The following is a 20,988-nucleotide window of genomic DNA, read 5'->3' on the forward strand; positions in this document are numbered from 1 at the left end:
CCTATCCCCAACAGTAAACATAACCTGATGTTATCACAGGCCGGGTACATGGCAATGTGGGGCGTCCTTGCCTGCAATCAACCTATCTTCCTTCCCGCATTGTACTTGCCGGAGAGAGCCTTAAATACGTCACCTCTCCCATTAGCAAGATCATGAGCCACCTGCTGATATCCCTGCTTTGCCCCTTTCGCAGCTGCCTGCTGGACAAGCATAACGGTAGAATCAGATGGGTTGCCGTTAATAGTAATCGGAGGCACTATGACTGTAGGGCTGATGATGGTGGTATTGCTGTTGTTGTTGCTGACACTCTGAACGCCCGTTCCGTATCCCGGCCTACTGAGCGTTGCATCAAGCGGTTTACCATTCCGAAGCGCATCAAGCTGAGTCACCCCGATCCGGTTCGTTGATGCTTTATCGAAAACATACTCGCCCTTGTGAACAATGCCTGCCGGGTCGTATTTACCTCCGGGGCCGGTATAGCCGCCAGTTGCGAAGCCAACGCCAGAAATTGTCGATATATTGGAAACAATACTAGCTGTAGCTGCTGCAACAGACGCCATTGCCGCAATGTTGTAAGGAAATGGATTGGCTGCTGCCATAGCAATACCCTGCTGGATAGAAATCAGGGACTGAGCAATCGCAAATGCCTTGCTTGCAGCAAATGCAGCCTTATAAATCCCTGACTGCTTACCAAATCCTGTTTGCGCTATTGAAACCACACTATCAAACATAGACTGAGTGGCTGCGGTCTGAATCTGGAAGTTCTGATTGCTCAACGCCGCCGTCTGATCGGCATACAATCTCCGCGTCTCATACATCTTTTGCTCATATTCTTTCGTGGTCAGATCCATTTGCTGATATGCAGCGAGCTGATCAGCTTGCCACATATCTAAATCCATTTGCGCTCGCTGTATTTCCTGCAATTGTTGCTGAATGCCTCCCCACGAACCAGATAGCTCGCCCCCCACAGGCGAAAGACTGCCAGTCACTTTCTTTACCGAACTTGGTAGCTGTGCAGTTGTACTACCGAGAATATTTGAACGGGTTTGTTCATACTCTCCCAGCATCAATTGCCCGGTCGCTTTTGCCTTTTCCAGAAGCTCGAGGCGGTCTCTAAGAAGGTTATTTGTCTGCTCATCCTTTGTTAGAACCTGCTCCTGCATCTTCCGGTAGTCATCCAGCGTCTTAACCGAATTTTGCAACGCTTCCTGATTTTTGTACGCCTGAAGGATTTCCTCAGAACGCGCCAGAATTGACTTCTGATCGGCGGTGAGTTGCGTTTTAGACTTGAGGTCAGCAATCTGTTGTTCAAACTTTACTCGCGCCTGTGTAGCGCTGTTCAGCTTGTCGCCGGCGTTCAGTTGAGACTGCATCGCGGCTGTTTGCTGGTTTATCTGGTCGAGTAGCCGGGTTGCTGCGTCTTCGGAGTAAGATTTGCCTTTTCTGCCGCGATTTCCCTTCTGTAGCGACTTCTCATAACGAGCATTTTCACGCTGGATAGCCTGATCAATTGCCGCCTGACTTGCCCCTGAATTTCTGATTTCATTCAGTGTGCGCTGGTGACGCTCTTCCTCGTTTTCATATTGCTGGTTGAGTTTCTTTGTCGCATTAAATTCGCGCTTTTTCCTTTCCTCTTCGTTTTTATCTGCCTGCTCTCTGGCGTTGTCCAGGCTTTCGCGAAAATCAATTTCTTTCAGCTTCTTCAGTTCATTTCTCAGGTCATCAGCGGTAAGTCCGGTCTCATTAAAATACAGCCCCTTACTTACAGGATTCGTCTGGAACTCAACAAGTTTTCGCTCAATTTCATCTATTTGCTGCTTGGTCGTCTTCACGCGACCGATATCCAGCATTTTGTCCCATGCGCTTTTTGCTGCGTCACCAAGCCAGTTCCAGGCTGTTTCCAGTGAGCCTAAGCTAGCCTTAATTTCTTCTGAGCGGGTTCGCATTGCAGATGAATAGCTTTCCATGGCTATTCTCGCCGCTTCCTGGCTTCTGCCCTGCTCGGCAAGAGTGGTGATCTGCTCTAACTGCGTAGCGGTGAGGAAGTGGATCGATTTATCAAGCTCTTTTACAGCATTTACTGGGTCGTCTTGAATGCGCTGGAACTGTTTTATTGTGTCATCGACTGACACTCCTACCGAGTCCCGCATTTTTTCAGCAGTATCGGCTATCATCATAATGCTGGAGCCTGAAAAGCTGCCTGTACCAACGACCTTTGCAATACTTTCAGCAAATTGACTCTGGGATATTGAAAATGTCGAAAGCGACTTCGCCATTATCTGCAACTCACCGGCAGTTTTACCAGCATAGCCACCTGTAAGAATAATGGATTTATTATACGCATCCTGATCCTTAGAGCCTTTGTAATAGGCCAGACCAAGAACACCGACCGCCGCAGCCGCCAGAGTAAACGGGTTAATCAGCCCCGCCACATATCCGCCAACTCCTTTAATCGCTGGCCCGATACCGCCGAACATATCTTTAAGCTGACCGCCCTGCTGCAATAAGACCGTCATCGGAGCCTGACCGGAAGCGAGGCTCACGACAATATCGGTCATTTGCGCTGGGATCATGCGCATCTGGTACGCCATCGCGCGGGACGTGACCCCGGTCTTCTTCATTGCATCCTGGGTGATTTCCAGTTGCTTACGGGTAGTCGCAAGGCTGGAAGAAAGCACATCGTATCTTTCCGGCGACAACATACCAGAAGCCTTCGCGCTGTCGAGTTGCTTCTGCTGGTCTGCCAGCCTTTTAAATGCCGTACCTATCGGGTCAAGCTGAGCGGAAAGACGCTGAAGTGACGCGCTTTGCTTATCTCTGGCTTTTGCAGCAGCTCTTTCAGCCAGCGCCTCACCATTGATTGCTTTTTCTGTCTCGCGGAGCTTAGATGCCAGATAATCGAAATCGTCATCCGGCAGAATCCCAGCCTTCTGGTATTTCTTGAGTTCCTGATATCTGTCATCCAGCTTATCCAAGGCCGCACTAACCGGGTCAATCTGGTCCCTTAGCTTTGCAAGAGCTTTCTGTTGCTCACTCAGTTCTTGGCGATGGTTCCGCGTCTCTTTGGAAACAGATTTTTGCACTATGTTGTAATCAATGAACTCATGCTTCAGGCTGTCTGTTGACCTTTCCGCCTGCTCGCCAGCCTGGGTGATTCTAGCCAGCGCCGTCGCCAGATTATCGGCATTATTCTTTGCCCCGGAACTATCCAGAACAATAGCAAGGCGTGATGTTTGTTCGGTCATTTACCTTTCTCCGGGCGTAAAAAAACCCCGCCAGAGCGAGGTTGTGTTCAGTCTTCATTTTTCTGTCGCTCGTTTGCGTCGGCGATCTTCACGCTTTTCCTCACGCTGTACATCGTCGAACACCTTCATTATCGCCTTCAGCATCATGAACTTGATAAAGTGGTGATTAACGCAGCCGTAAATGCGTAACTGCTCTGTGAATTCTTCAGCAAACCGTAGCGCCTCCACCATGTTCTTCTCGCCTTTCATGAACTCCGAGAAGTCTCGCCCAGCTCTGGAGGCGCATTCAACAATTCGGTTATTCATGCTCATGCCGCCGCATACAGTAACTTCATTTGCCCTTTGACGGGGAACGCGGCCAGACATGGGCAGCCAAGAGCGGTACGATGAAATCCACCACCCTGTCTCAGACTCACACTACGGAAAGCTCTTGCTGGAAGATGCGCACGCGAATGCACGATTTGTTGCGGGTATAAAAAAGCCCCGGACTGTACCGAGGCTCATTTCTTCTTGCTGCTTCCTTTCTGTTCCTTCGCCCACTCATCCCGCCAGGCATCGTCGAGGGCAAGTATCGAAGCATCAAACTCTGTGCGGTCAATCAGGATAGAACGTGAGGCCAGATAGCGCTCGATATCGTGCAGGGACAACGGGAGCGGTACGCCAGCCATTCCGGTATACTGTCTGCCGCGAGAAATCATTGCGTAAGCGTTGAGTATCTCCCCCGTTACAGCATCAATCTCAGGCTCAGGAATTGGCGGGAGTTTTAATTTCTCCCTTCGCCACTTTGCCTTTTCACCCCGCTCCCCGCCGAATTCACTCAGCCACTTCTGCGCTTCGATGGCTTTTTTACGGTTTCCTGCTTTTGCTGCTCTTTGCCCTGGGCGATGCTGGCTGCCTCCGCCAGAATTTGCCAGTAAATCGCTGGCTCCTGTTTCAGAAGTGCAGCTCCGCGTTCCGGCGTGTATTCAATCGGAACTTCTTCGCCATCAACAAACTCACCAACGCCCTTCCAGTCTTTGAGCAGGTAATGCGCACAGTTGTCGATAAGCAGATCATCAGCAGAGTCTATTTCCCCGACCGCTGACAGGCTAAATTCGCTGGTTCCAACCTGGTAACTGGCGTCCATTTTTTCAATATGACGACGGATAAGAGCATTACGCGAGCGATACTGGTCGTTATCAATGCTGTTGACGAGCAGTTTCAGGCCTTCAATGGGTTTCAGACCTTTCAGTGGTGTGAACCAGCGCTCGCCACCAACATCAATTCGTGGGGCTAGGATAATCATTAAAAACTCCTGCATGAAAAAAGCCCGCGCCACCATGGAGAGCGGAACGGGCAAGGGAAATTTTATGGTTCAGTTACGATAATCTCGGCGGTGGCGGTGAAGCCTCGCACTTTACCGGTTATCGTTGCGGTGCCGGCGCCGGCTCTGACTACCTGGCAGGTTTTTGGGCCTGTCGATACCACCGTTGCGACAGTCGGATCTGATGACTCCCACTGCACAGCATCAGTCGCACCAGCCGGGGCAAGGTTCGCTGTCAGCGTGACGGAAGTACCGACATCACCTGATGAAGTTTCTGGCGTTACGCTGATTGCCGTGGCAGGGGCGGTAACAGCGCGGGTAATCGTCGGCGACTCGTCAGCTGCAGTGATATCCAGTTGAACCTGAATAATGTCGGTATTGCCGCCATCCGGCCAGTCGCCAGAGACCTGCACTTTCGGGAAGTTAAACGTGTATTGCCCTTCGTCGTTCGCCAGCGTGAAACTGAATGGCACGGTTGCGCCAGTAAGCGTTTTACTCCAGACCTCCCACGCTGCTTTTGACCACGACAAAGTGATCGAACCTGACGGCGTGAACGTAGTCGGGATATTGGCCCCGGCATACGGTGAGCCGGTACCGATACAACGCTGAGTCTGAACGTTGTTATCAAACTTGATGTTAAAGGTATCAATACAGAAACCATCACCACCATCGACGCCATTCAGGTTAATTGCAGTGACCTCTTTGAACGAATAACGCAACTCGCCAGCATTATCAGCAGGTGTGCCTGTGATGTAACTCGTATCGTCTGCTTTTGAGTCCCAACCCAGCCCGGCGAATGTGACTGTCGCGGTAACGTCGCCATCATTCGGAACTTCCAACTGGAACACGCTCACCTGCGCGCCACGAACAATAGAGGCAATGCCAACGTCCGAAGCGTATGTCGCAAGAGAGAAGGAAATACGGTCATTCCCCATCGTCAGCACATTGCTTGCCCACTCTGCGCCAAAACACGAAGCAAGAAAGTCATCATGCTGGCCATAGCGGAATTTTGCCCCGACATCGCCGCCAACATCGACCGTCCCCAGCGTAGCGCCCTGCGCCATTCGGGTTCCACCAATCTCATCGTTATCGTTGGTGTTCTGGGACGGGCCAACGCCCCAATTGGTACGTTTGAGAAGATTCCAGACGCCAGCAGGCGTAATTCCTGGTGTCGTCTCCCGGATAAAGGCCGAGAGTACCTTAGCGCCGCTCGACATGCGGTCACCTCCATCGAAGTTAAGCGCTACAGAGCGCGGTAAGGAATATGTAGATTGAGCTGAGACCAGCCGTCGGCCTCGCCCGCCGGGATTGCCGATACAGCGAAGTAACTCAGTCGTCCGTCATTCTGGAATTCAAAATGCTCCGTTAGTTGGTCTGCTGTTTGAGTAAGCAGAATCGTGCCGGTGTAGACCGGTACAAATAGCTGAATGATAAGTACACCGGTTCGATGAACTACCGGCCCGTTCCCGGTTTCGTTGGCTCCCGCCTGCCCTGAAATATTGGTGAAGCGTGCCCAGATATCGCGGCCACTCGGATCAAATAGCGGTCCGTTGGGATAGTCCACCCCATCAGAAGCAATAGCGGTCTGCGCCGTCATTCGGGAAATGACAGCGTTTCTGATTTCTGTAAGGGTCATTTGTAGGCCTGAACGACACCGTTAAATGAAACTGCATAGACGCCCGCTGGAGCCTGCGTTGAATGCCCGTTCTCCAGAGGTACGGAGTAAGGAAGGTTTGACTGGATATAAATCACTGAGTAGGCCGGAGCCTGATCGATGATGTTTTTACCGTTGAGAAATGTCGTCGTTCCGCGCGGGTCCTCCTCTGTTGGAACCGAGTAATCCGGTGATCCGATACTTACGAAATGCGAAGCCCTGAACGTACCCGCACGATAATCTGCCGGGCGTTTGATATCCATGCTGTCGTTAACACGTACTTTCTTCCTGAGTCGCCCGGTTTTGGTCAGATTATCCGGGTTGTCGTAGAGCGATTCGTTCCATTCTCCAACCGCTTTGGAGTACTCGACGGCGGTAGCGTTAATCGCCCATAACTCTGGATTGCCGACAGGAGACCGTTTCACGATTTCATTCAGCAACTGTGTAGCGATGGCTCGCTGCCGCAACCTCACGTCATCGGCCACCAGCCCGGCGAATGCTGCCGGGTCAATACTCCAGCCCTTAGCCATATCACGCCCTCCGTAACTGGATGGAATACGCAGCACCAGCGGAATCAACAGCGGCGGTTATGACCTCATAACGCTGAGGTACACAAGTTATCGGTTCCGGCGCCGTGACAAAGTGCCCGACTGCTGGCCTATCGGTCACCTCGTTAACCAGGGCGGTTAATTTCAGGTCACCGTGCAGGATATTAATGCCATCGATACGACGGAGTTTGTACCGCGCCAGAACACCGCGCCCTGAATACGTCACCTGCGTTTCACTGCCGGTTTCCGTTACCGGATCCCAGTCACCTCGAACGGTGTATGTTCCAGTGAAATCCTTAACAGCATCCTGCAGGTCGGTATCGAATGCTGCGGCGACTTCAGTTTGTAGCTCGTCACGTATGCCCATGCTACCTACCCCCTGACCAACCGCACCTGCGACTTACTAACGCCATATGGCATAAGCATGGCCAGCGCAAGCTGCAGGTCGGAATCGAGTAATGCCGTGCTATTGGTGGCGATCTCGGCATAGGACTTTGAAACAGAAACATCGTCAGCATCAACCGTCTTACTCAGCAGCACCCCAGAATCGGTTTTCTGCTGATACAGCCCGCCATTTGATGCAGCCAGTGCCGCATAGGCGCCAGCCTGCTTCACATCGTCAGGAATAATGGTTTCGTGAGTAGCCTTATTGCACGGAAGCTTCAGATTGAGACCATTCATCCAGGTGTTAGCCATCAATACAGACCTGACTTTTTTGCTTTCATCAGTCCAGGAATCTCCCAGAATGGAATTGACGTCTTCAACAGTTATGAAGGTGAGCATCTATTACTCCGTTTCTTTCCAGCCGAGCGCCTTCCAGTTTTCAACCTCATCAGGATGTACGTCAGCATTTGTTGGAGCGCCGGGAAATGCCGGAAAGTCAGTGACCATAGCAACCAGATAATCCTGCTCCTGCTGCTCCTGCTGCTGCTCCTGCTGCTCCTGCTGCTCCTGCTGCTCCTGCTGCTCAGAATTGCTTTTTGCAGCAAGTTCGGCAGCAAGTTTTTCCGCCGCTCGTTGAGCGCGCTGTTCTTTAGTTAATCCGGCCATTGGCCCTCCACTAAAAAAGGGGCCGAAGCCCCTGATTGTTAACCCAACAGCAGAACCGAATGTTCCGTTTTCACTGCCGCCACACCCCATGACAGGCCAACTTCGTAGCGCACCTGGCGGTACTGACGGTATAGCGCCACCTGGTAAGTGATGCCCGAGACCGGGTCGGTAACGTTCATAACATCATCCGCGGTATCGCCACCCTGCGGCATTGCCGGGGTTCGGGACGCCAGCAGGAATGCGTTGCGATCAAACGCCATATTGGCAGTGAAGGGGCCGGTCGCAGTAATAGCGGTGTTGTCGGCCAGCGCCTGGCGTAAGCCCGGAGCTGCCAGGGTGATAGTTGCAGCAGTAGCCGCGGCCACCAGATACTGATTGCTGTCACCGTCGAACATCACGATATCACCGGCAGCAAAGGCCCCCGCGCCGCTATCAATGGGAATCAGAATGTCGCCTTCATCTTTCGCGTCATTGACCAGGTATCCGGCAGCAGCAGATGCTGCACGTTTCTTAACGTGTGCGGATTCGTGGATGTTAAAGCCCTCCAGGCGACCCACGATACCTTCACGCAGTAAGGCATCAGTACCCGATTCGTTCACTTTAAACAGCACCGACTGCTTACCGCGAAGGTTCGCAATCGCAGAGGAGCCCAGAACCATCTGCAAATCAGTCGTCGGTGAGCCGTTGTCTGAAAGAACCTGTCGCGCGTTTGCTGCATCGGATAAATCACCGGCAATACCAAACGGTGCTGTACCCGCAGTACCAACAGCACGGGATGAGGCGTAATACAGCGCCGCCAAATCGGCATCCATCTCGTTAGACAGCGCGCGAAACGCCTGCTTAAACTGATCCGCAAGAATAGTGTTGTAGGTACCTGCTGGACCCAGCGCCAGTTGCTCTTCACCGTTCCATTTGACCGGGGCCATTTTGGATTTGGTGATCTTAACTTCAACGTTTCCGATATTCTGATTGCCATCATCTGGCGCCGTAGCCCCCGGTTCAATGTCAACGGTCGTTGCAGGCGGTGCGACTGGTGCAGTAACTGACTGCCCTTTCGCTGCTGCATCTGCTTTCGCATTACGTGATACGGAAGGGATAAACCCAACCTGCTCACGTGACACAGTATCCAGAGCGGTATAGATAGTCGGGATCAACCCGGTAAGCGTGTTAGCCATGTGTATGGATTCCTTCGAAATTAAAATTTAGGGTTGTTTGAGCTATCCAGCTCTGGCACCAGCCGCTATCCGACGGCTGGCAATGAATTAATCGACGATGGTGATGCCGTCTTTGAGGGTCGATTGCTGATCTGTCGGGCTCAAACTGCTGAACGCATCGCGCTTCATCGTTTTCTGCCCGATTGAGTGTTGAGACTGACGAGAGCCTCCTCCCTGATTACCACTCGCCTTCAGAATGTGATCTTTCTGAGGGTACTGCTCCACCAGAAATTCCAGCGCCTCATCAAAGACCGCCAGTTCGCCCGGCTTGGAGCGGGAGTATATTTTGTTGCCGGAGCCGTCATAAGCAACGACTTTGCCATCCTCAACTTTGAAAGACTGACCAAAGCGGGCCTGTAGCATGTCCGCCGGGATCGCAACTTTATCAGCAATGAATTTCGAGCCTGAGAAGCGCCCGCCAATCATTTCCTGATAGAGCTGTCCTTCGAGCGTTGTCGCCCGCTGGGTGGCTTCATCAAGCTGAGCCTGGAATGATTTGGTGATATCCGCTTTCACCTGGTCAACTGCGCCTGCGTCGATCAGCTTTTTCTGGTCGATTTTTGTCATCATCTCCAACGCTTCGAGCGCCTTCGCCGGATCGCTAATTTTGGCGAATTTAGCCAGGCTAGCTTCGGCAGCTTCTTTCGCTTCACGATGAGATTTTGCCTCGCCATTCAGGGAGGAAATTTTTCCTACTGCCTGCACGGCATCAAAGCCGATCTCCTGGCCGTCATCGTGGACGTACACGGGCAAACCGTTAGCATCAACTTCCGCATAGTGCTTGCCATTTACTTCAACTGTCTTCAGTTTCATGTTGGTACCTTTTCGAGGTCATCCGACCGTTGCACCGCTCACCATCCGGTATTGCGGCAATAAAAAAGGCCGCCCGGAGGCAGCCTTGTGTTAGTCAAAATTATTGTCAGGAATGGCCGTTGGCCTCGTCCATCATAGCGGCACTAATCAGGCCGCCGATCATCCTTGCTTCAGGTGTCGTACTTCCTGCTTTCTCAGCCAATGCTTCCAACTGGTCCAGAAGATCCACAGGCCTGGGCGTGGAGTGGTACAACTCATTGGCCCGTTTTAGACACGGGAATTTTTCTTCAGCCATTCGAGTAGCTCCGGGTTAATACGCTGGTAATCATCCTTACTGCCCAGCATGAATATCGTAAGAATTTCTGCAAAGAGTTCACGTTCGTTTTCGGAAGCATAATAACTGACAGGTCGCCACCAGCCTTCATTATATGCTTTTGTAGTAAGTTGACTTAAATCGTCAATGTGCTGGTAATAGAGATGATGCCCCATTTCATGCGTAACCGTGCCGGCAACGCTTGAAATCGCTGCATAATTCAGTTGATTGTTCCCGGCTGCGAGTAAAGCGGCATCCGAAACCGTCAACATTCTTTCCAGCGACAATGAAGAAACGAAATCATAAGTAGCGCTATTTTCACAAATAGCATCCCACTCAGTGGACTGCATCGCCCAACGAGAAACATGGACAGCAGCATTTTCCTCAAAATACGCACCTGCTGCACTTTTCCTCGTACCACTTACCTCTCCAAAATACTTAACTGGCGGTAAGCGAAACCGCTCAATAACATTCTGCATGGCTCCGGCGGCAATACGTGCTGACTCCAGCGTAGTTTCTTCAGGGAAGCGAATTTCATCGGCAATAATTCCTCGCATACCCTGTTCAATCTCCGCTACTGACTGTGCATCACCCAAAGAAAAGCCGGGAGATTTCCCGGCTTGTCTCAACTCTGAGAGTTTATTTAGTTGGGCCAACGTCAACCATTCGCCCTTGTCACTATAGAAGTCGTCATATTTCATGACGCCATCACGCATCATCCTTGCTCGAGTCTCGCCTAAGATTTCTTTTTGCCGGGAAAATGGCTGACGCTGCAACCATTCGGAATATGTAGTATCGCCGGGGGCCTGTCCATCCATACTGGCGCGGGAACTGTTCTGAACCTCACCAATTTGAATACCCAACTCATTAGAGGATTTCAGGATGTAGGTTTCCACGCTGCGACAGCAAAAGTGGATTTTGCCTGGTCCCTGAAGATACGGTACTTTATGGCCGATTGGTTTATTATCCAGCGTGTATTTAAGGCAATCGCGAACCCGGCAATCTTTCGATGTCCGGTTATCCAAAGTGGATAACCACTGCTTACCCTTCAGAATGTCGTCATTCGCATCCGCAAAGCTTTTACGCGCCGTCGCCGCAAGATGCCCTACAGCTGTTTTAGCAATACTCCCCGCGTTCGTCCTGCTCATCTGTAGCGCGCCATCCTGATAGCCCCGGTTAGCGTGTCCGCGAACCTTTTTGGCTATCTGTTCATGCGTATCGCCCAACAGAAAGCCCTGCCGTACGGTATTGGATATCCGCGTCATCCTGTCGGCTTCAAGGTTGTCTGCCCACTCAGAAAGCAGGCGACCCTGAAACGGCCTGGCCATTGCAGCAGCATAGACGGCATCTGGCGATATACCCACCAGCGGATGAAGCGCAAGCACATCATCCGGGATAGCAAACTGGAACAGACTGAGCTGAAAACCAGCCTCATGCTGGGCCAGACCTTGCAGCTCGGTTGATAACCCGGCATACATAGTCTGAACTGCTTCCCGATTAGTCTCCCTGACGCTTGCAAGCAGCGATTCCAGGCGGGTTACAGTGAAGCTATCAGCGTCAAGGGTATCCATCGCCACCAGCAGCCTGGCGGTAAGATCTGCGTCGCTCTCATTGAGGATTTTTATCATCCTGTTTGCTACGCCGGTACTATATCGACTCACCCAGATTGCATGCGCCAGACTTTCATCTCGAAGTTTTTCATTTGACGTTGCCATTCACACCACCAGGAGTATTCAGGCTGCTTAGCAGAGTTACCTGCTGATTCCTGAGCTCATCGATAACCTCTTCTGGATTAGCGTCCGGGTCGATGAATTTCAGCGCCTGGAGTACGCGAATAGCGTCCACCTGACGAATATCGCCCCCCTGCCTCAGCGACTGAACAGCCGTTGCCGCGGTTGCGTCATAGGTCTGCGCTGAAATATCAAGTTCTGTGCGCACATCAACGTTACCGCCTTCAGTTTCACCAAGCCATTCCGCCATGATTTGCAGGATGTTATCGAGGGCATCCTCCAGAGAACTCGCCATCGTATATAGCGGCGAATTCTCCTGCATGCGCTCTTCATTTGTCTGGTCAACAGATTTGGTCGAGGTGTTCTCGGCACGCAGCAGTTTGGCGCCCGCCTGCCGCATCTGATCTTCCAGTTTTTCCAGCGATGTTTCACCAGATTCAATGGCTGCTCCGGTATGTTCGACGTATTCAAGCCCCTGCCGTTCGCGGTTTTCGAAACGTGTTGCTGAAGACGCGCCGATCGTTAACGTTTCACCTTCTGCCAGCCCATAAGCCACCAGCAACGGTACGCGGGCAACATGCAGGATGTTGTCCTGCTCGCTCTGGCTCTGCCAGTGCTTGATATTCAGTAAAGCCAGGTTCAAGAGTGGCGGCGAACCGCGCATAAATCCGGTTCGCTTGGTGTACAGCGTTACCAGAGTGATATCGCTGCGGCTGGTTTTCCACTCTTCGTAGAGTGTCCATTGCGCTTCGCCATTTTCTCCCTTGTTGCGCCGATGGATTTCGACTTTACCAGGCATGATATGCCGGATCTGTTCGAGCTTTGTCTGCCCGTAATCATCCCCGTCCAAGATGATAGTTTCGCGAATGCGCAAATCAGTGAGGATGACCTTTCCGCCCTCAACTTTCGACTTCCAGCCGATTACCTGTCGAGGGTTTAGCATCGTGACGTATGGCCTGCTCCCGGCTGCTTTTTCATCTGCTTTTGTTTTTACAGATTCCGGATCTACACGCGGGTAATCCACCAGCGCATGAACCAGGCCGTACTGGAAACCGATACTGAAGAACTGTTGCGCCCAGACATCCAGGCGGTTTCCTTCCATATCAATATCAGTCGAAAGCTTTCTGATACTTTCCGGCGCGTTTTCGCTTAATACCGTGGGTTCAGCAAATACGCGCCCGATATTCTGTTTTATCGACTCTTCATAGGCCGGGAGTAACGTGGCTTTAGATAAACGCTCTTTATAACTTTCGGGATCTTCGTTAGGCCATTTGGGGAGATATGCCTTCCCCTGCCGACGCATTTCCAGCGTCCCGCCCATCAGAGCATCGTTAATATCCCATGCCTCAACCATGTCGTTATAGTCGAGATTGGGTGTTGAAATATCTGGCATGGTTTTACATCCGAAGTGGTGTGGATTTACCTGTCGGTTTGATGATTGGGAACTGCTTCACGATGAAGTAGCCGCCGGCATCGTTAGGGTGATCATTATCTGCCTTTTTATCTGGCTCTCCGTTCTCTCCCCAGATCTGCTGCTCAAGCGATTCGGTGTAAACCGGGCATCGTTTTACATTCACTTTATAGCGACGTTCACCATTGCCGTTGCAGAACATGGCGTTCATGGAGTTAATGCGGTCTTTTACTGGCGGGTTTGAATCGTTCACTATCACGTTAAAACCAGCTTGTTTAAGCTGTGCTATATCCGTAGTGCTGGCGTGGGCCGATTTACGCGAATCACCGGAAGCATCCGGGTAGATATAGATTTCCCTGACCTTCCGATAATCTTTACCGTCGAACAACCAGAATCGCTCTTTGATGATGCGTATCATGTCAGGGGTGTCGTAGGCTTTTACTATCTCGTTAACCGCGAACGGAAGTCCAAGACGCAACACATGAACGATCCCGGCCATCTTCCCGACGTTAAAATCCATACCGATGTAAAGTGGCTCGCCAGGCTGTTCTTCTTCAGTGCAACAATTCAGCTTACGATCGAACTGATGGTAAATAGTCCCGCTGGTCAGGTTGGTGAACTGGCCCCGCAAATACGCCTTAATCAGCTCAGGCGGATAAGACTCCATCAGGGACGGGATGTAATCCGCCGGCAGGTTCTTTTCGTTGTCGAATGTCGAGGCCTGCACCAGACCATACAACGTAGAGAGCGAGGGTTTATCGCGCACAGCCTTTGCGAACTGTTGATAAACAAATTTAAATCCTTCTGGCGTCGTGGTGACATCTATTCCGTTGCGAAGTCCTGGCACGTTGTAACGCATACGGGCAATGATTTTTCGCCAGGCTAACTGCGCCTTTTTGGCGGGCATTACGTCCAGTTCATCAATCAGCGCGTTACCGATTTTAAAACCCACGATGGTTTGTGGTTTCTCCATCGAGCGGCAAATCGTCGTTCCGCGGTACTGGCGCCCGACGTAGAAGTGAACCTCTTTGTTTCCCTCGTTAATTTTGACATTCAGCCCCCAGTCAAAGGCCACCTCTTCGACCGTGGGGTAAAAGATGTCGCGGATCTGGGGGTAAGTAGGTGCAAAATAGCCCTGGTTGATTTTCGGATGCTCCCACATCCCTTTGCAGATACCACCGCAACCGACCCACGTCTTGCCAGAACCAAAGCCGGCCACGTAGGCTTTAAATTTGTGCTCCATTGCGAGGAATCGGGCCTGCGGGATGTTAAGCGTTGGTGCTATCGCCATCCTCTTCCCTCACTCGCGCATCAACTACGTTGATATTGATTGCAACTGGCGTTGGTTCGTCATCCTCCGGATCTGCAGCCTGTTCTTTACGGAGTTTTTCCACTTCCAGTTGCCGGCGCTCGATTTCAATCTGTTGAAGTCGCTGCGCAAACTCACTATCAGCCAGGCCAAGCCGCTTCATCACGGCTTCATACATCCGTTCACGGCTTATCGCGGTAATTTCCACACCATGTTTGCCAAGCTTCACGCCGGAATAAGCCAGGGCAGCATCAGGGGGAAGTTTTCGGGTATCAGCAAAGTATGGCTGTCCGATCCCATCACCATTGCAGCGCGGACAGCCAGGGTTTGGCTCCCGGTTGTGGTCGTAGCCATAACCTCCGACGTCTACCGGCTCTTTGCCCTTCCGCTCAAGGGCTTTAAGCCGTTGCTCCTCGAACTCCACCATGTCACGCCACTGATAGTGATGACCGAAGCCCCAGCAATAGCGGCAGGCACCGCGGCGATACTGTGAGAGTTGGTTGGCATCGAAAGTGGCGAGTTGCCACATCTGCGAGAGGACTTCATCAGCGCTGCCAAGCGTGCGCGCAATAGAGGCTTTCTGCTGCTGCGCAATGGCCTGCGCAACGTTAGGATTCGTTATGAGCTGACGACCATAGTTTGGGTCACTATAGCCAGCACGCTCAGCGGCTGCCGTGGCGTTCTGGTCCTTCAGAAATTCAGCAATGAAGCACTTTACCTTCGGGCTGAGTTTGCTGTTAACCAGTTCCTCTGCACTTTTTTCTTTCTGCGCAGTGCGCAATTTCTTCTGCGCAGGTTTTTGCGCAGTCTGCGCAGTTGGCTTTTTAATGTAGCGCCGCGCAGATGTATAATTCAGTCCCTGCGCTTCACACCAATCCTTCGGTGATACGCCGGTTGCGGCATGATCGGACAGGAACCGTCGCTGAAGCTCGCCCCAGTCCGGTATTGCCATAACGTCCCCTAGTTTTTATTTTTGAATTGAAGGATATTAGTATTTTGAATCAATGATGTACTCGCGACAGAACATTTAATGCTTGTCGGTGAGTTCCATGTGAATTCCTAAGAAGGCTATAGTATGAAAATAGACTTTGGGCTATATGTAAAAAATAGCGCGGAAGCGGTGGAGTTGTATCAAAAAGCTTTTGGGGTTGAGCTTGGTTATCATGTGAAAAACCCTGATGGAAGCTATTTTCACTCAGAATTGTCAAAAGACGGACACGGATTTAGTGTCGTTGAAGGACAGGGTGAAGCTGCGATGGAACATACGGTAACGTTGGGTGTTACATTGGCAGATGAGTCGGAGGTACAAAAAGCATACAAGCATTTAGCCGAGGGAGGAACAATCAAAGAATCGATTGGGCCATTACCATGGAGCCCCTGCGCTGTCACTGTAATCGATAGATTTGGTGTTTTGTGGTATATCACCGCCCCACAGCATCGTCCGCCCGATGATTACGACCCGAACATGCCTTGGGACCCAAGCATGTATAAAAAACCTGAATAGAATAAAGTTACTAGACCTCACTCCAACAGATAATCACAGCTCACCTCAAACACTGCGTGCGGATGTAGTCCTGCAGGTAGTTCACTTGACCGGTGATGGTATTAATTCCGGCACTGAGACGCCAATAATCCCGTTCAGCGGAGTCAGTAAGTCGGGGGCCGGAAGCATCGCCCAGGCTGCCGGAGCCGGTCGCTCCGTTCGCGGGACATTTTGCGTTGACGTGCAGCCCACACTTACCAGTGCTAACGCAACGCTGCAGATCATCCAACTGCTTTTTCGCATCAGCCAGTTCTCCGGTGTATTTGGCATCCAAAGTCGCAACATCACGCTGTCGGATCTGCATGTCTTTGATGGTGTTTTTCGCTAGGCCGAGTTTTTCGGTGGCCTTATTGCGCTGGTCTTTGTAGGTGATGGCGTTGTCGCGGTAGTGGTTAACGGCCCAGCCTAGAGATAAGATTATGCAGATGACCACAGTAATGATGATGTTTGTTAGTCGACTCACCGGTCTATCCCCCAGCACGCCAGCGCGCTTTCCTGATCTCGCCGCTCTACCTGACCATAGCACCCATTTTTCTGGCCTTTGGTCAGGCGACAATCGCGGCCACCGTCTTTAATCCACCAGCGAATAGCTTCACAGGCACCTTTACGGTCTCCAGCATTTATTCGCTTATAGAACGTGGACGGGAAACATTTGCCGGGGCCGATGTTATATGGACAGAAAGACGCAATCCCCGCTTTCTGTGGTTCGGTCAGTGGTACTTTGATATTTCGGTCAACCCACGCCAGCGCTTTATCGCGTTCAATGGCGTTTACCTGGGCGCATTTCTCGGCAGACAGCTGCATGCCCTGAACTACTGGCTTACCATCAACCATCGTGGCACCACGACAAATCGTCCAGAGTCCGCCGCCGTCGCGATACGCCGTCAGGCTGTTACCCTCTTTCTCATCCAGAAATTGATCGAGAATAACGGGTGCAGAAGCCCCGGCAAGAATCAGACCAACGACTGCTGCGCTCAGTTTATTCTTCAGCTTTGGTGACATTGCCATTAAGCCGGTCCTCCCTTTCCTTTTGCCTGTAGTACCAGTTCACCGCACAGGTGATAACGGTGCATGCGATACCGACAATAATTGCCCAGTCGCTCAGGCTTAATCCTGCAATCCTGTCGGCCAACATCCAGGACACCTCTTTTGCTGTTTTAGCTGTTTCGGCGTATGCCTTCGCTGATACACCGCAGCCGGTCAGCGTGGTGCCTGTTCCATATGAAAGTCTGCTGTAAATGGTGCTCATTCTGGTCATAGCCTCACCTCCGATTTTTCGGATGGCGCTGTGCTTGATTAAGGAATGTCAGGCTTCACGGGCTGGATTTATCAACAAAGCACGTAGCGGATGACTCCCGTGAGCCTGAAATGAAAAAGACCGCCATACGGCAGCCTTGAATAAATAAGGTTGTTTGCATTTGTGAAGTAAGTGAGGCTTCAAGCAATTTAGATCCTGAGCAATAAGTCCCTCGGATTCATTAGGTTGAAAGCACAAATAGTATGAAGGTACCAATTCGTAAGTTCTGCCAGCCAGGACACATTGTTTTATGTCCCAGGTACTAAACTCAAACATGAACAAAAAACAAACAGGATGGCTAAAATGTACGAATCTATTTTAGTGCCAATTGATGTTTCTGAGATTGACCTGACACGGCAAGTTATACCTTATGTTCAGGCTCATTCTGTATTGAATACTGCCAGAGTTCACTTTGTGACAGTGGTTCCTACATTACCTTATTACTCATCATTAGGTTTGGCATATACAGCCGAAATGCCAAAAATAAAGGAATTTCAACATACTGCATTAATGAAACTTGATGAGATTGTGAAGCAATTCAATGTGCCTGCGATGAAAATACAAACTCACGCAGTATCTGGCTCACCTAAAGATAAAATACTTGAACTCGCTAAAGCTATCGACGCTGATTTAATCATCATCGGCTCACACCGACCAGACATCACAACCTACCTTTTAGGTTCTACCGCAGCCGCAGTTGTGCGGCATGCAACCTGCCCTGTACTGGTAGTTCGGTAACTAACTTAAGCCCGTGATTGCGGGCTTATTAAAGAGCATCCCTTTTAACTGTCCATTTGTAACTTTATCACTGGAACAGTATCGAACATTTCGCCCCCTCTTATTGCTGTGAGTACTCTCAGAACGAGGGGAAATAAAAAAACCCAAGGCGTTAACCTCAGGCTTGAAAACTCATTTACTGCCAGTGCATACAACAATGGCACAATATCAGATTTACACGAAATATATGCTAATTAGTTCATTTCTGCAATATTTTGCTGATAATTTGCCGCCTTTTGTTGTGAACGTGATCGCGAAACATGATGTAATGCCTGAAAATCTAGTCTCTTATACAGGCTGATCATTGTGCCGTAATGTTCAACGTAATTCTGAGACCAGTTTGTTTTGTTAACCCCCACCAGCGCAGCCAGATCACCATACTGATAGACATCGCGCCCAGCTAACTCAGCCTTCACATCCTGTGCCGCCAGCCATATAAGCTGTCGCAACCGTTCGACGGTCTTCTTCGCCACCCTCTTCCCGGCCAGATACGCGCAGAATTGCGACCACGCCCACTGAGTAATCAACACCTGATTCTCCCAGCTTACGTTCTCACTGTAGTTCCACAGTAGCCAGGCCCTCTGGGGTTCTTCGAGTGACATCAGCGCGCGGCGCCACGATGCAGTGGAGTATTCAACTGGCTGCACCAGGGGAATGTGCGATCCCTTAGCATGCGACTGTTTGCCGGGTATTGGTGGGTTATCCAACGTAATCATTTTCCCGGTCACTTCATCCATCACTCGAGGCTTTTTACGTTTAAACGTTCCAGTATCGAACTGCGCGTTCTCCAACCAGGCCATCAACTGCCCTTTCGTTGCACCACTCAGGTCGGCGGTGGCCATAATCAGTTGCTGGCGCACGTATTCGAGAAATTGAGTATTCATACAGCACCGCCTATGGTTTTGATGTAATTCTTCAGTATCCGGTAGTCCGTCAGCACAGAGCCCGGGAAATGATATAAGCGCAATCGCTGCCAGCGCACGCGAAGGACCTCAATCAGTTCTGGTGTCATGCTGCCTCCCTGCTCTTAATTAACTCGCGACGCAATGCGCTGTAATGCTTCCTGATGGCTTCGAGTTCTTCGATGGCATATCGGTGTGGGGCGTTGTTGTTTTCGAGAGCCTCAACGCGTTCAGACCCGATGTTCTCTATAAGCCCAAGCCGGTATTAGCCATACTCAACCCCACGCCCTGTTTTGCCAGACCTTACTCGGGCGCGGCGCTATCTCGCTTTCCGGCAGCTGCACGCTGACAGTCCAGGTGATGTTGTCGCGATTAAGGCTGCGTTCTACCGTGGCGCCACGATGGCGGTAACTGGCCACCAGCTCGTCGGCCTGTTCGGTTGTGCATTCGTGATGGTGAAACCAACTTATTTTCATCGCCATCACCCCGCAAAGCTCATTAGCTGCGATGCGGCGTTTTCCGCTTCACGCTGGTCCTTGAATGCCCGGGACAATACCCAACGCCACAAAACATCGAGCGCGGCTTTGTACAGTTGGTGGAACTCGGTTTCGTCCATGTTAGCGAAGGCAATACTGCGGGGATGTTTACGAAGGGTGCCATCAGGCAGTTGAATGGCGTCGTAGTGACCGGCCTCGACAATTACCCATGCACGGTACGCGTCAAAGGATTTACACAGGCTGATCCCATTGGTAATTCGGCGACTGGCTACCTGCACCAGATACTGCTCGGCAGCATCAAAAAGAGCTGTTTCACTTCCTCCGAATGAGGCAAGGTATCTGGCGTACCCGGTCACCAATTTACGCTCGTTGGAAGATATTGCCCCGCCGGTAGGTTCCCAGTATTCGAAACCGAGATTGAGTAATGCGAAGAAACGACGGTGAAAGGCCGGGTTGCGTGCCTGCCGGAACTCAGCCACCAGCACAGCGCCGAGTTTGATTTTTGATTGCAGAATATCGCTGGTCTCCGGCGTCGCGGGGATCAGGATTCCTGAAGACTGCTTGATGAGTTGTAGTTCGTGCGCCATGGTTTCTCTCCGTGGCGCAGTAGGTTACGGTTGTTCAGACCGTTGATTTCATATTATCAGAAGGCGGAGTTACCCGGTAGCCGAGACGCCGGATAAATTGCACAAAACCATTAGGAGTAAAGACCTCTTCATCATCGCGCAAAGGTCGCATTGATACCATTCCATTAACGCGATAAATCAGATGCCTGCCCGACGAAGGAAAGCTAAACACCACGCAGCCGTCAGACCGTCTTACTATGTCATACCAGTTGTCTTCTGACGTTTGCAAAGCAGAATCACTCACATTCTGTTCTCCCTTCGAGCGACGTACAGACGCGATTGAAGATTGTCGGCAGCAGCATCAGAGGGATACGCAAATTGCGGTATTCTGAAAAATGCGCGCCAGCCTTAAGCGCTATGTTAATAAAACCAGTCGTCGGCGCTTTCCCATGTTTCCTGCAAGATTTCCTCCACCTTCGTTTTGACGCCCTTATCTCCACCGAAAACAGTCAGGCTATCACCACCAGCCCTGCGGATAACCAGAGAACAATTTTCATATTGATTTTGAAGTCGTTTAAGCAACTCTGTCTCAAGTGCGGGTATGGCGCCGCGCGGCAGGTCTTTTGATTTGTTGATGGTAAGTTCTATCTTCATAATTCCCTCCACATCAATATACTGTACATTTATACAGTACACCTATTAAACCTCATATTCAAGTGGTTAATAGCACTTTTCGCCAAAGCCATGCCGTTGTATACGCTGAATTTTTCCGAGTATTCGGAATTTACTAAATCAGTTATACAGGGGCTGAAAGGA

General features: G+C 51.0%; 27 protein-coding genes and 3 pseudogenes. 2 read left to right on the forward strand and 28 right to left on the reverse strand.

Going from position 1 to position 20,988, the window contains the following annotated elements:
• Positions 1-77 precede the first annotated feature (77 nt).
• The 18 genes and pseudogenes from HV352_RS13485 to HV352_RS13565 form a co-directional block, all read right to left on the reverse strand.
• Entirely contained in the window at positions 78-3,245 is a 3,168-nt protein-coding gene (locus HV352_RS13485) for a phage tail length tape measure family protein (RefSeq protein WP_047418019.1), read from the reverse strand.
• A 54-nt stretch (positions 3,246-3,299) separates the two neighbouring features.
• A complete protein-coding gene (locus HV352_RS13490) occupies positions 3,300-3,551 on the reverse strand; it encodes a hypothetical protein (protein WP_047418022.1) in 252 nt (83 codons plus the stop codon).
• A gap of 194 nt (positions 3,552-3,745) precedes the next feature.
• Positions 3,746-3,913, reverse strand: a complete 168-nt coding sequence (locus HV352_RS13495) for a hypothetical protein (RefSeq protein WP_103766491.1) — start codon at positions 3,911-3,913, stop codon at positions 3,746-3,748.
• Positions 3,914-4,062: 149 nt separating this feature from the next.
• The gene (locus HV352_RS13500) at positions 4,063-4,530 is read right to left on the reverse strand and encodes a hypothetical protein (RefSeq protein WP_047418027.1); all 468 of its coding nucleotides are present in this window, start codon (positions 4,528-4,530) and stop codon (positions 4,063-4,065) included.
• A gap of 62 nt (positions 4,531-4,592) precedes the next feature.
• Positions 4,593-4,871, reverse strand: coding sequence for an Ig-like domain-containing protein (locus HV352_RS23830; protein WP_346266913.1), 279 nt, complete (start codon positions 4,869-4,871; stop codon positions 4,593-4,595).
• Positions 4,863-5,765, reverse strand: a pseudogene (locus HV352_RS13505) (phage tail tube protein); the annotation flags it as partial. The pseudogene HV352_RS13505 and the gene HV352_RS23830, both read right to left, overlap by 9 nt.
• Before the next feature lie 26 nt (positions 5,766-5,791).
• Positions 5,792-6,184, reverse strand: coding sequence for a phage tail terminator-like protein (locus HV352_RS13510; RefSeq protein WP_047418033.1), 393 nt, complete (start codon positions 6,182-6,184; stop codon positions 5,792-5,794).
• On the reverse strand, positions 6,181-6,732 hold the full coding sequence (locus HV352_RS13515; protein WP_047418035.1) for a hypothetical protein: 552 nt from the start codon (positions 6,730-6,732) through the stop codon (positions 6,181-6,183). Before HV352_RS13515 ends, HV352_RS13510 begins: the two co-directional genes overlap by 4 nt.
• Position 6,733: 1 nt before the next feature.
• On the reverse strand, positions 6,734-7,117 hold the full coding sequence (locus HV352_RS13520) for a hypothetical protein (RefSeq protein ID WP_047418037.1): 384 nt from the start codon (positions 7,115-7,117) through the stop codon (positions 6,734-6,736).
• 5 nt (positions 7,118-7,122) lie between these two features.
• The gene (locus HV352_RS13525) at positions 7,123-7,533 is read right to left on the reverse strand and encodes a hypothetical protein (RefSeq protein WP_047418040.1); all 411 of its coding nucleotides are present in this window, start codon (positions 7,531-7,533) and stop codon (positions 7,123-7,125) included.
• A 3-nt stretch (positions 7,534-7,536) separates the two neighbouring features.
• Positions 7,537-7,800 carry a hypothetical protein gene (locus HV352_RS13530; protein ID WP_181634817.1) on the reverse strand — a complete coding sequence of 88 codons (264 nt, stop codon included), beginning with the start codon at positions 7,798-7,800 and terminating at the stop codon, positions 7,537-7,539.
• 38 nt (positions 7,801-7,838) lie between these two features.
• Positions 7,839-8,975 carry a P22 phage major capsid protein family protein gene (locus HV352_RS13535; RefSeq protein WP_047418045.1) on the reverse strand — a complete coding sequence of 379 codons (1,137 nt, stop codon included), beginning with the start codon at positions 8,973-8,975 and terminating at the stop codon, positions 7,839-7,841.
• A gap of 87 nt (positions 8,976-9,062) precedes the next feature.
• Complete coding sequence (locus tag HV352_RS13540) at positions 9,063-9,827, reverse strand: DUF6651 domain-containing protein (RefSeq protein WP_047418049.1); 765 nt, start codon at positions 9,825-9,827, stop codon at positions 9,063-9,065.
• Between the two features lie 106 nt (positions 9,828-9,933).
• Positions 9,934-10,122 carry a hypothetical protein gene (locus HV352_RS13545; RefSeq protein WP_047418052.1) on the reverse strand — a complete coding sequence of 63 codons (189 nt, stop codon included), beginning with the start codon at positions 10,120-10,122 and terminating at the stop codon, positions 9,934-9,936.
• Positions 10,123-10,778: 656 nt separating this feature from the next.
• Positions 10,779-11,855 (reverse strand): annotated as a pseudogene (locus tag HV352_RS13550) (phage minor head protein); the annotation flags it as partial.
• Positions 11,839-13,263, reverse strand: coding sequence for a DUF4055 domain-containing protein (locus HV352_RS13555; RefSeq protein ID WP_047418054.1), 1,425 nt, complete (start codon positions 13,261-13,263; stop codon positions 11,839-11,841). The gene HV352_RS13555 and the pseudogene HV352_RS13550, both read right to left, overlap by 17 nt.
• Positions 13,264-13,267: 4 nt before the next feature.
• The gene (locus tag HV352_RS13560) at positions 13,268-14,572 is read right to left on the reverse strand and encodes a terminase family protein (protein WP_047418058.1); all 1,305 of its coding nucleotides are present in this window, start codon (positions 14,570-14,572) and stop codon (positions 13,268-13,270) included.
• Positions 14,550-15,542, reverse strand: coding sequence for a terminase small subunit (locus HV352_RS13565; RefSeq protein WP_047418060.1), 993 nt, complete (start codon positions 15,540-15,542; stop codon positions 14,550-14,552). The genes HV352_RS13560 and HV352_RS13565 overlap by 23 nt, the downstream gene beginning before the upstream one ends.
• A 123-nt stretch (positions 15,543-15,665) precedes the next feature.
• Between HV352_RS13565 and HV352_RS13570 the strand changes: the two genes are divergently transcribed.
• On the forward strand, positions 15,666-16,094 hold the full coding sequence (locus HV352_RS13570) for a VOC family protein (RefSeq protein WP_181634818.1): 429 nt from the start codon (positions 15,666-15,668) through the stop codon (positions 16,092-16,094).
• 40 nt (positions 16,095-16,134) lie between these two features.
• Here the strand turns inward: HV352_RS13570 and HV352_RS13575 are convergent, their stop codons facing one another.
• Genes HV352_RS13575 through HV352_RS13585 form a run of 3 tightly spaced genes read right to left on the reverse strand, consistent with a single transcriptional unit; the run spans position 16,135 to position 17,391 of the window.
• Positions 16,135-16,596 (reverse strand): lysis protein, encoded by a 462-nt coding sequence (locus HV352_RS13575; RefSeq protein WP_047418063.1) that lies wholly within the window; start codon positions 16,594-16,596, stop codon positions 16,135-16,137.
• Positions 16,593-17,141, reverse strand: coding sequence for a lysozyme (locus tag HV352_RS13580; RefSeq protein WP_047418066.1), 549 nt, complete (start codon positions 17,139-17,141; stop codon positions 16,593-16,595). Before HV352_RS13580 ends, HV352_RS13575 begins: the two co-directional genes overlap by 4 nt.
• Complete coding sequence (locus HV352_RS13585; protein WP_016150496.1) at positions 17,113-17,391, reverse strand: phage holin; 279 nt, start codon at positions 17,389-17,391, stop codon at positions 17,113-17,115. Before HV352_RS13585 ends, HV352_RS13580 begins: the two co-directional genes overlap by 29 nt.
• Positions 17,392-17,733: 342 nt before the next feature.
• Between HV352_RS13585 and uspF the strand changes: the two genes are divergently transcribed.
• Complete coding sequence (gene uspF, locus HV352_RS13590; RefSeq protein WP_047418069.1) at positions 17,734-18,168, forward strand: universal stress protein UspF; 435 nt, start codon at positions 17,734-17,736, stop codon at positions 18,166-18,168.
• Between the two features lie 233 nt (positions 18,169-18,401).
• On the opposite strand, the gene HV352_RS13595 is transcribed toward uspF, so the two are convergent.
• From HV352_RS13595 to HV352_RS13620, 7 genes and pseudogenes are all read right to left on the reverse strand, one after another.
• Positions 18,402-19,091, reverse strand: a complete 690-nt coding sequence (locus tag HV352_RS13595) for a bacteriophage antitermination protein Q (protein WP_047418072.1) — start codon at positions 19,089-19,091, stop codon at positions 18,402-18,404.
• Positions 19,088-19,219, reverse strand: coding sequence for a YlcG family protein (locus tag HV352_RS13600; protein ID WP_103766167.1), 132 nt, complete (start codon positions 19,217-19,219; stop codon positions 19,088-19,090). Before HV352_RS13600 ends, HV352_RS13595 begins: the two co-directional genes overlap by 4 nt.
• Positions 19,216-19,374: pseudogene (locus HV352_RS13605) on the reverse strand (recombination protein NinG); the annotation flags it as partial. The gene HV352_RS13600 and the pseudogene HV352_RS13605, both read right to left, overlap by 4 nt.
• 10 nt (positions 19,375-19,384) lie before the next feature.
• Positions 19,385-19,591: a hypothetical protein gene (locus tag HV352_RS13610; protein ID WP_047418075.1), complete on the reverse strand. Its 207-nt coding sequence runs from the start codon at positions 19,589-19,591 to the stop codon at positions 19,385-19,387.
• Entirely contained in the window at positions 19,591-20,193 is a 603-nt protein-coding gene (locus HV352_RS13615; RefSeq protein WP_047418078.1) for a DUF1367 family protein, read from the reverse strand. The genes HV352_RS13610 and HV352_RS13615 overlap by 1 nt, the downstream gene beginning before the upstream one ends.
• A 34-nt stretch (positions 20,194-20,227) precedes the next feature.
• Complete coding sequence (locus HV352_RS23695; protein ID WP_072034390.1) at positions 20,228-20,476, reverse strand: hypothetical protein; 249 nt, start codon at positions 20,474-20,476, stop codon at positions 20,228-20,230.
• 116 nt (positions 20,477-20,592) lie between these two features.
• A complete protein-coding gene (locus tag HV352_RS13620; protein WP_047418082.1) occupies positions 20,593-20,826 on the reverse strand; it encodes a DinI-like family protein in 234 nt (77 codons plus the stop codon).
• Positions 20,827-20,988: the final 162 nt, after the last annotated feature.

Origin of the sequence: Citrobacter sp. RHBSTW-01044, assembly GCF_013781945.1 — a bacterium.
GTDB lineage: Bacteria > Pseudomonadota > Gammaproteobacteria > Enterobacterales > Enterobacteriaceae > Citrobacter > Citrobacter braakii.

Coding starts and splice junctions, on each gene's coding strand:
- HV352_RS13485 (WP_047418019.1), bottom strand. CDS start 3,245: ATGACCGAACAAACATCACGCCTTGCTATTGTTCTGGATAGTTCCGGG.
- HV352_RS13490 (WP_047418022.1), bottom strand. CDS start 3,551: ATGAATAACCGAATTGTTGAATGCGCCTCCAGAGCTGGGCGAGACTTC.
- HV352_RS13495 (WP_103766491.1), bottom strand. CDS start 3,913: ATGGCTGGCGTACCGCTCCCGTTGTCCCTGCACGATATCGAGCGCTAT.
- HV352_RS13500 (WP_047418027.1), bottom strand. CDS start 4,530: ATGATTATCCTAGCCCCACGAATTGATGTTGGTGGCGAGCGCTGGTTC.
- HV352_RS13510 (WP_047418033.1), bottom strand. CDS start 6,184: ATGACCCTTACAGAAATCAGAAACGCTGTCATTTCCCGAATGACGGCG.
- HV352_RS13515 (WP_047418035.1), bottom strand. CDS start 6,732: ATGGCTAAGGGCTGGAGTATTGACCCGGCAGCATTCGCCGGGCTGGTG.
- HV352_RS13520 (WP_047418037.1), bottom strand. CDS start 7,117: ATGGGCATACGTGACGAGCTACAAACTGAAGTCGCCGCAGCATTCGAT.
- HV352_RS13525 (WP_047418040.1), bottom strand. CDS start 7,533: ATGCTCACCTTCATAACTGTTGAAGACGTCAATTCCATTCTGGGAGAT.
- HV352_RS13530 (WP_181634817.1), bottom strand. CDS start 7,800: ATGGCCGGATTAACTAAAGAACAGCGCGCTCAACGAGCGGCGGAAAAA.
- HV352_RS13535 (WP_047418045.1), bottom strand. CDS start 8,975: ATGGCTAACACGCTTACCGGGTTGATCCCGACTATCTATACCGCTCTG.
- HV352_RS13540 (WP_047418049.1), bottom strand. CDS start 9,827: ATGAAACTGAAGACAGTTGAAGTAAATGGCAAGCACTATGCGGAAGTT.
- HV352_RS13545 (WP_047418052.1), bottom strand. CDS start 10,122: ATGGCTGAAGAAAAATTCCCGTGTCTAAAACGGGCCAATGAGTTGTAC.
- HV352_RS13555 (WP_047418054.1), bottom strand. CDS start 13,263: ATGCCAGATATTTCAACACCCAATCTCGACTATAACGACATGGTTGAG.
- HV352_RS13560 (WP_047418058.1), bottom strand. CDS start 14,572: ATGGCGATAGCACCAACGCTTAACATCCCGCAGGCCCGATTCCTCGCA.
- HV352_RS13565 (WP_047418060.1), bottom strand. CDS start 15,542: ATGGCAATACCGGACTGGGGCGAGCTTCAGCGACGGTTCCTGTCCGAT.
- HV352_RS13570 (WP_181634818.1), top strand. CDS start 15,666: ATGAAAATAGACTTTGGGCTATATGTAAAAAATAGCGCGGAAGCGGTG.
- HV352_RS13580 (WP_047418066.1), bottom strand. CDS start 17,141: ATGGCAATGTCACCAAAGCTGAAGAATAAACTGAGCGCAGCAGTCGTT.
- HV352_RS13585 (WP_016150496.1), bottom strand. CDS start 17,391: ATGACCAGAATGAGCACCATTTACAGCAGACTTTCATATGGAACAGGC.
- uspF (WP_047418069.1), top strand. CDS start 17,734: ATGTACGAATCTATTTTAGTGCCAATTGATGTTTCTGAGATTGACCTG.
- HV352_RS13595 (WP_047418072.1), bottom strand. CDS start 19,091: ATGAATACTCAATTTCTCGAATACGTGCGCCAGCAACTGATTATGGCC.
- HV352_RS13600 (WP_103766167.1), bottom strand. CDS start 19,219: ATGACACCAGAACTGATTGAGGTCCTTCGCGTGCGCTGGCAGCGATTG.
- HV352_RS13610 (WP_047418075.1), bottom strand. CDS start 19,591: ATGGCGATGAAAATAAGTTGGTTTCACCATCACGAATGCACAACCGAA.
- HV352_RS13615 (WP_047418078.1), bottom strand. CDS start 20,193: ATGGCGCACGAACTACAACTCATCAAGCAGTCTTCAGGAATCCTGATC.
- HV352_RS13620 (WP_047418082.1), bottom strand. CDS start 20,826: ATGAAGATAGAACTTACCATCAACAAATCAAAAGACCTGCCGCGCGGC.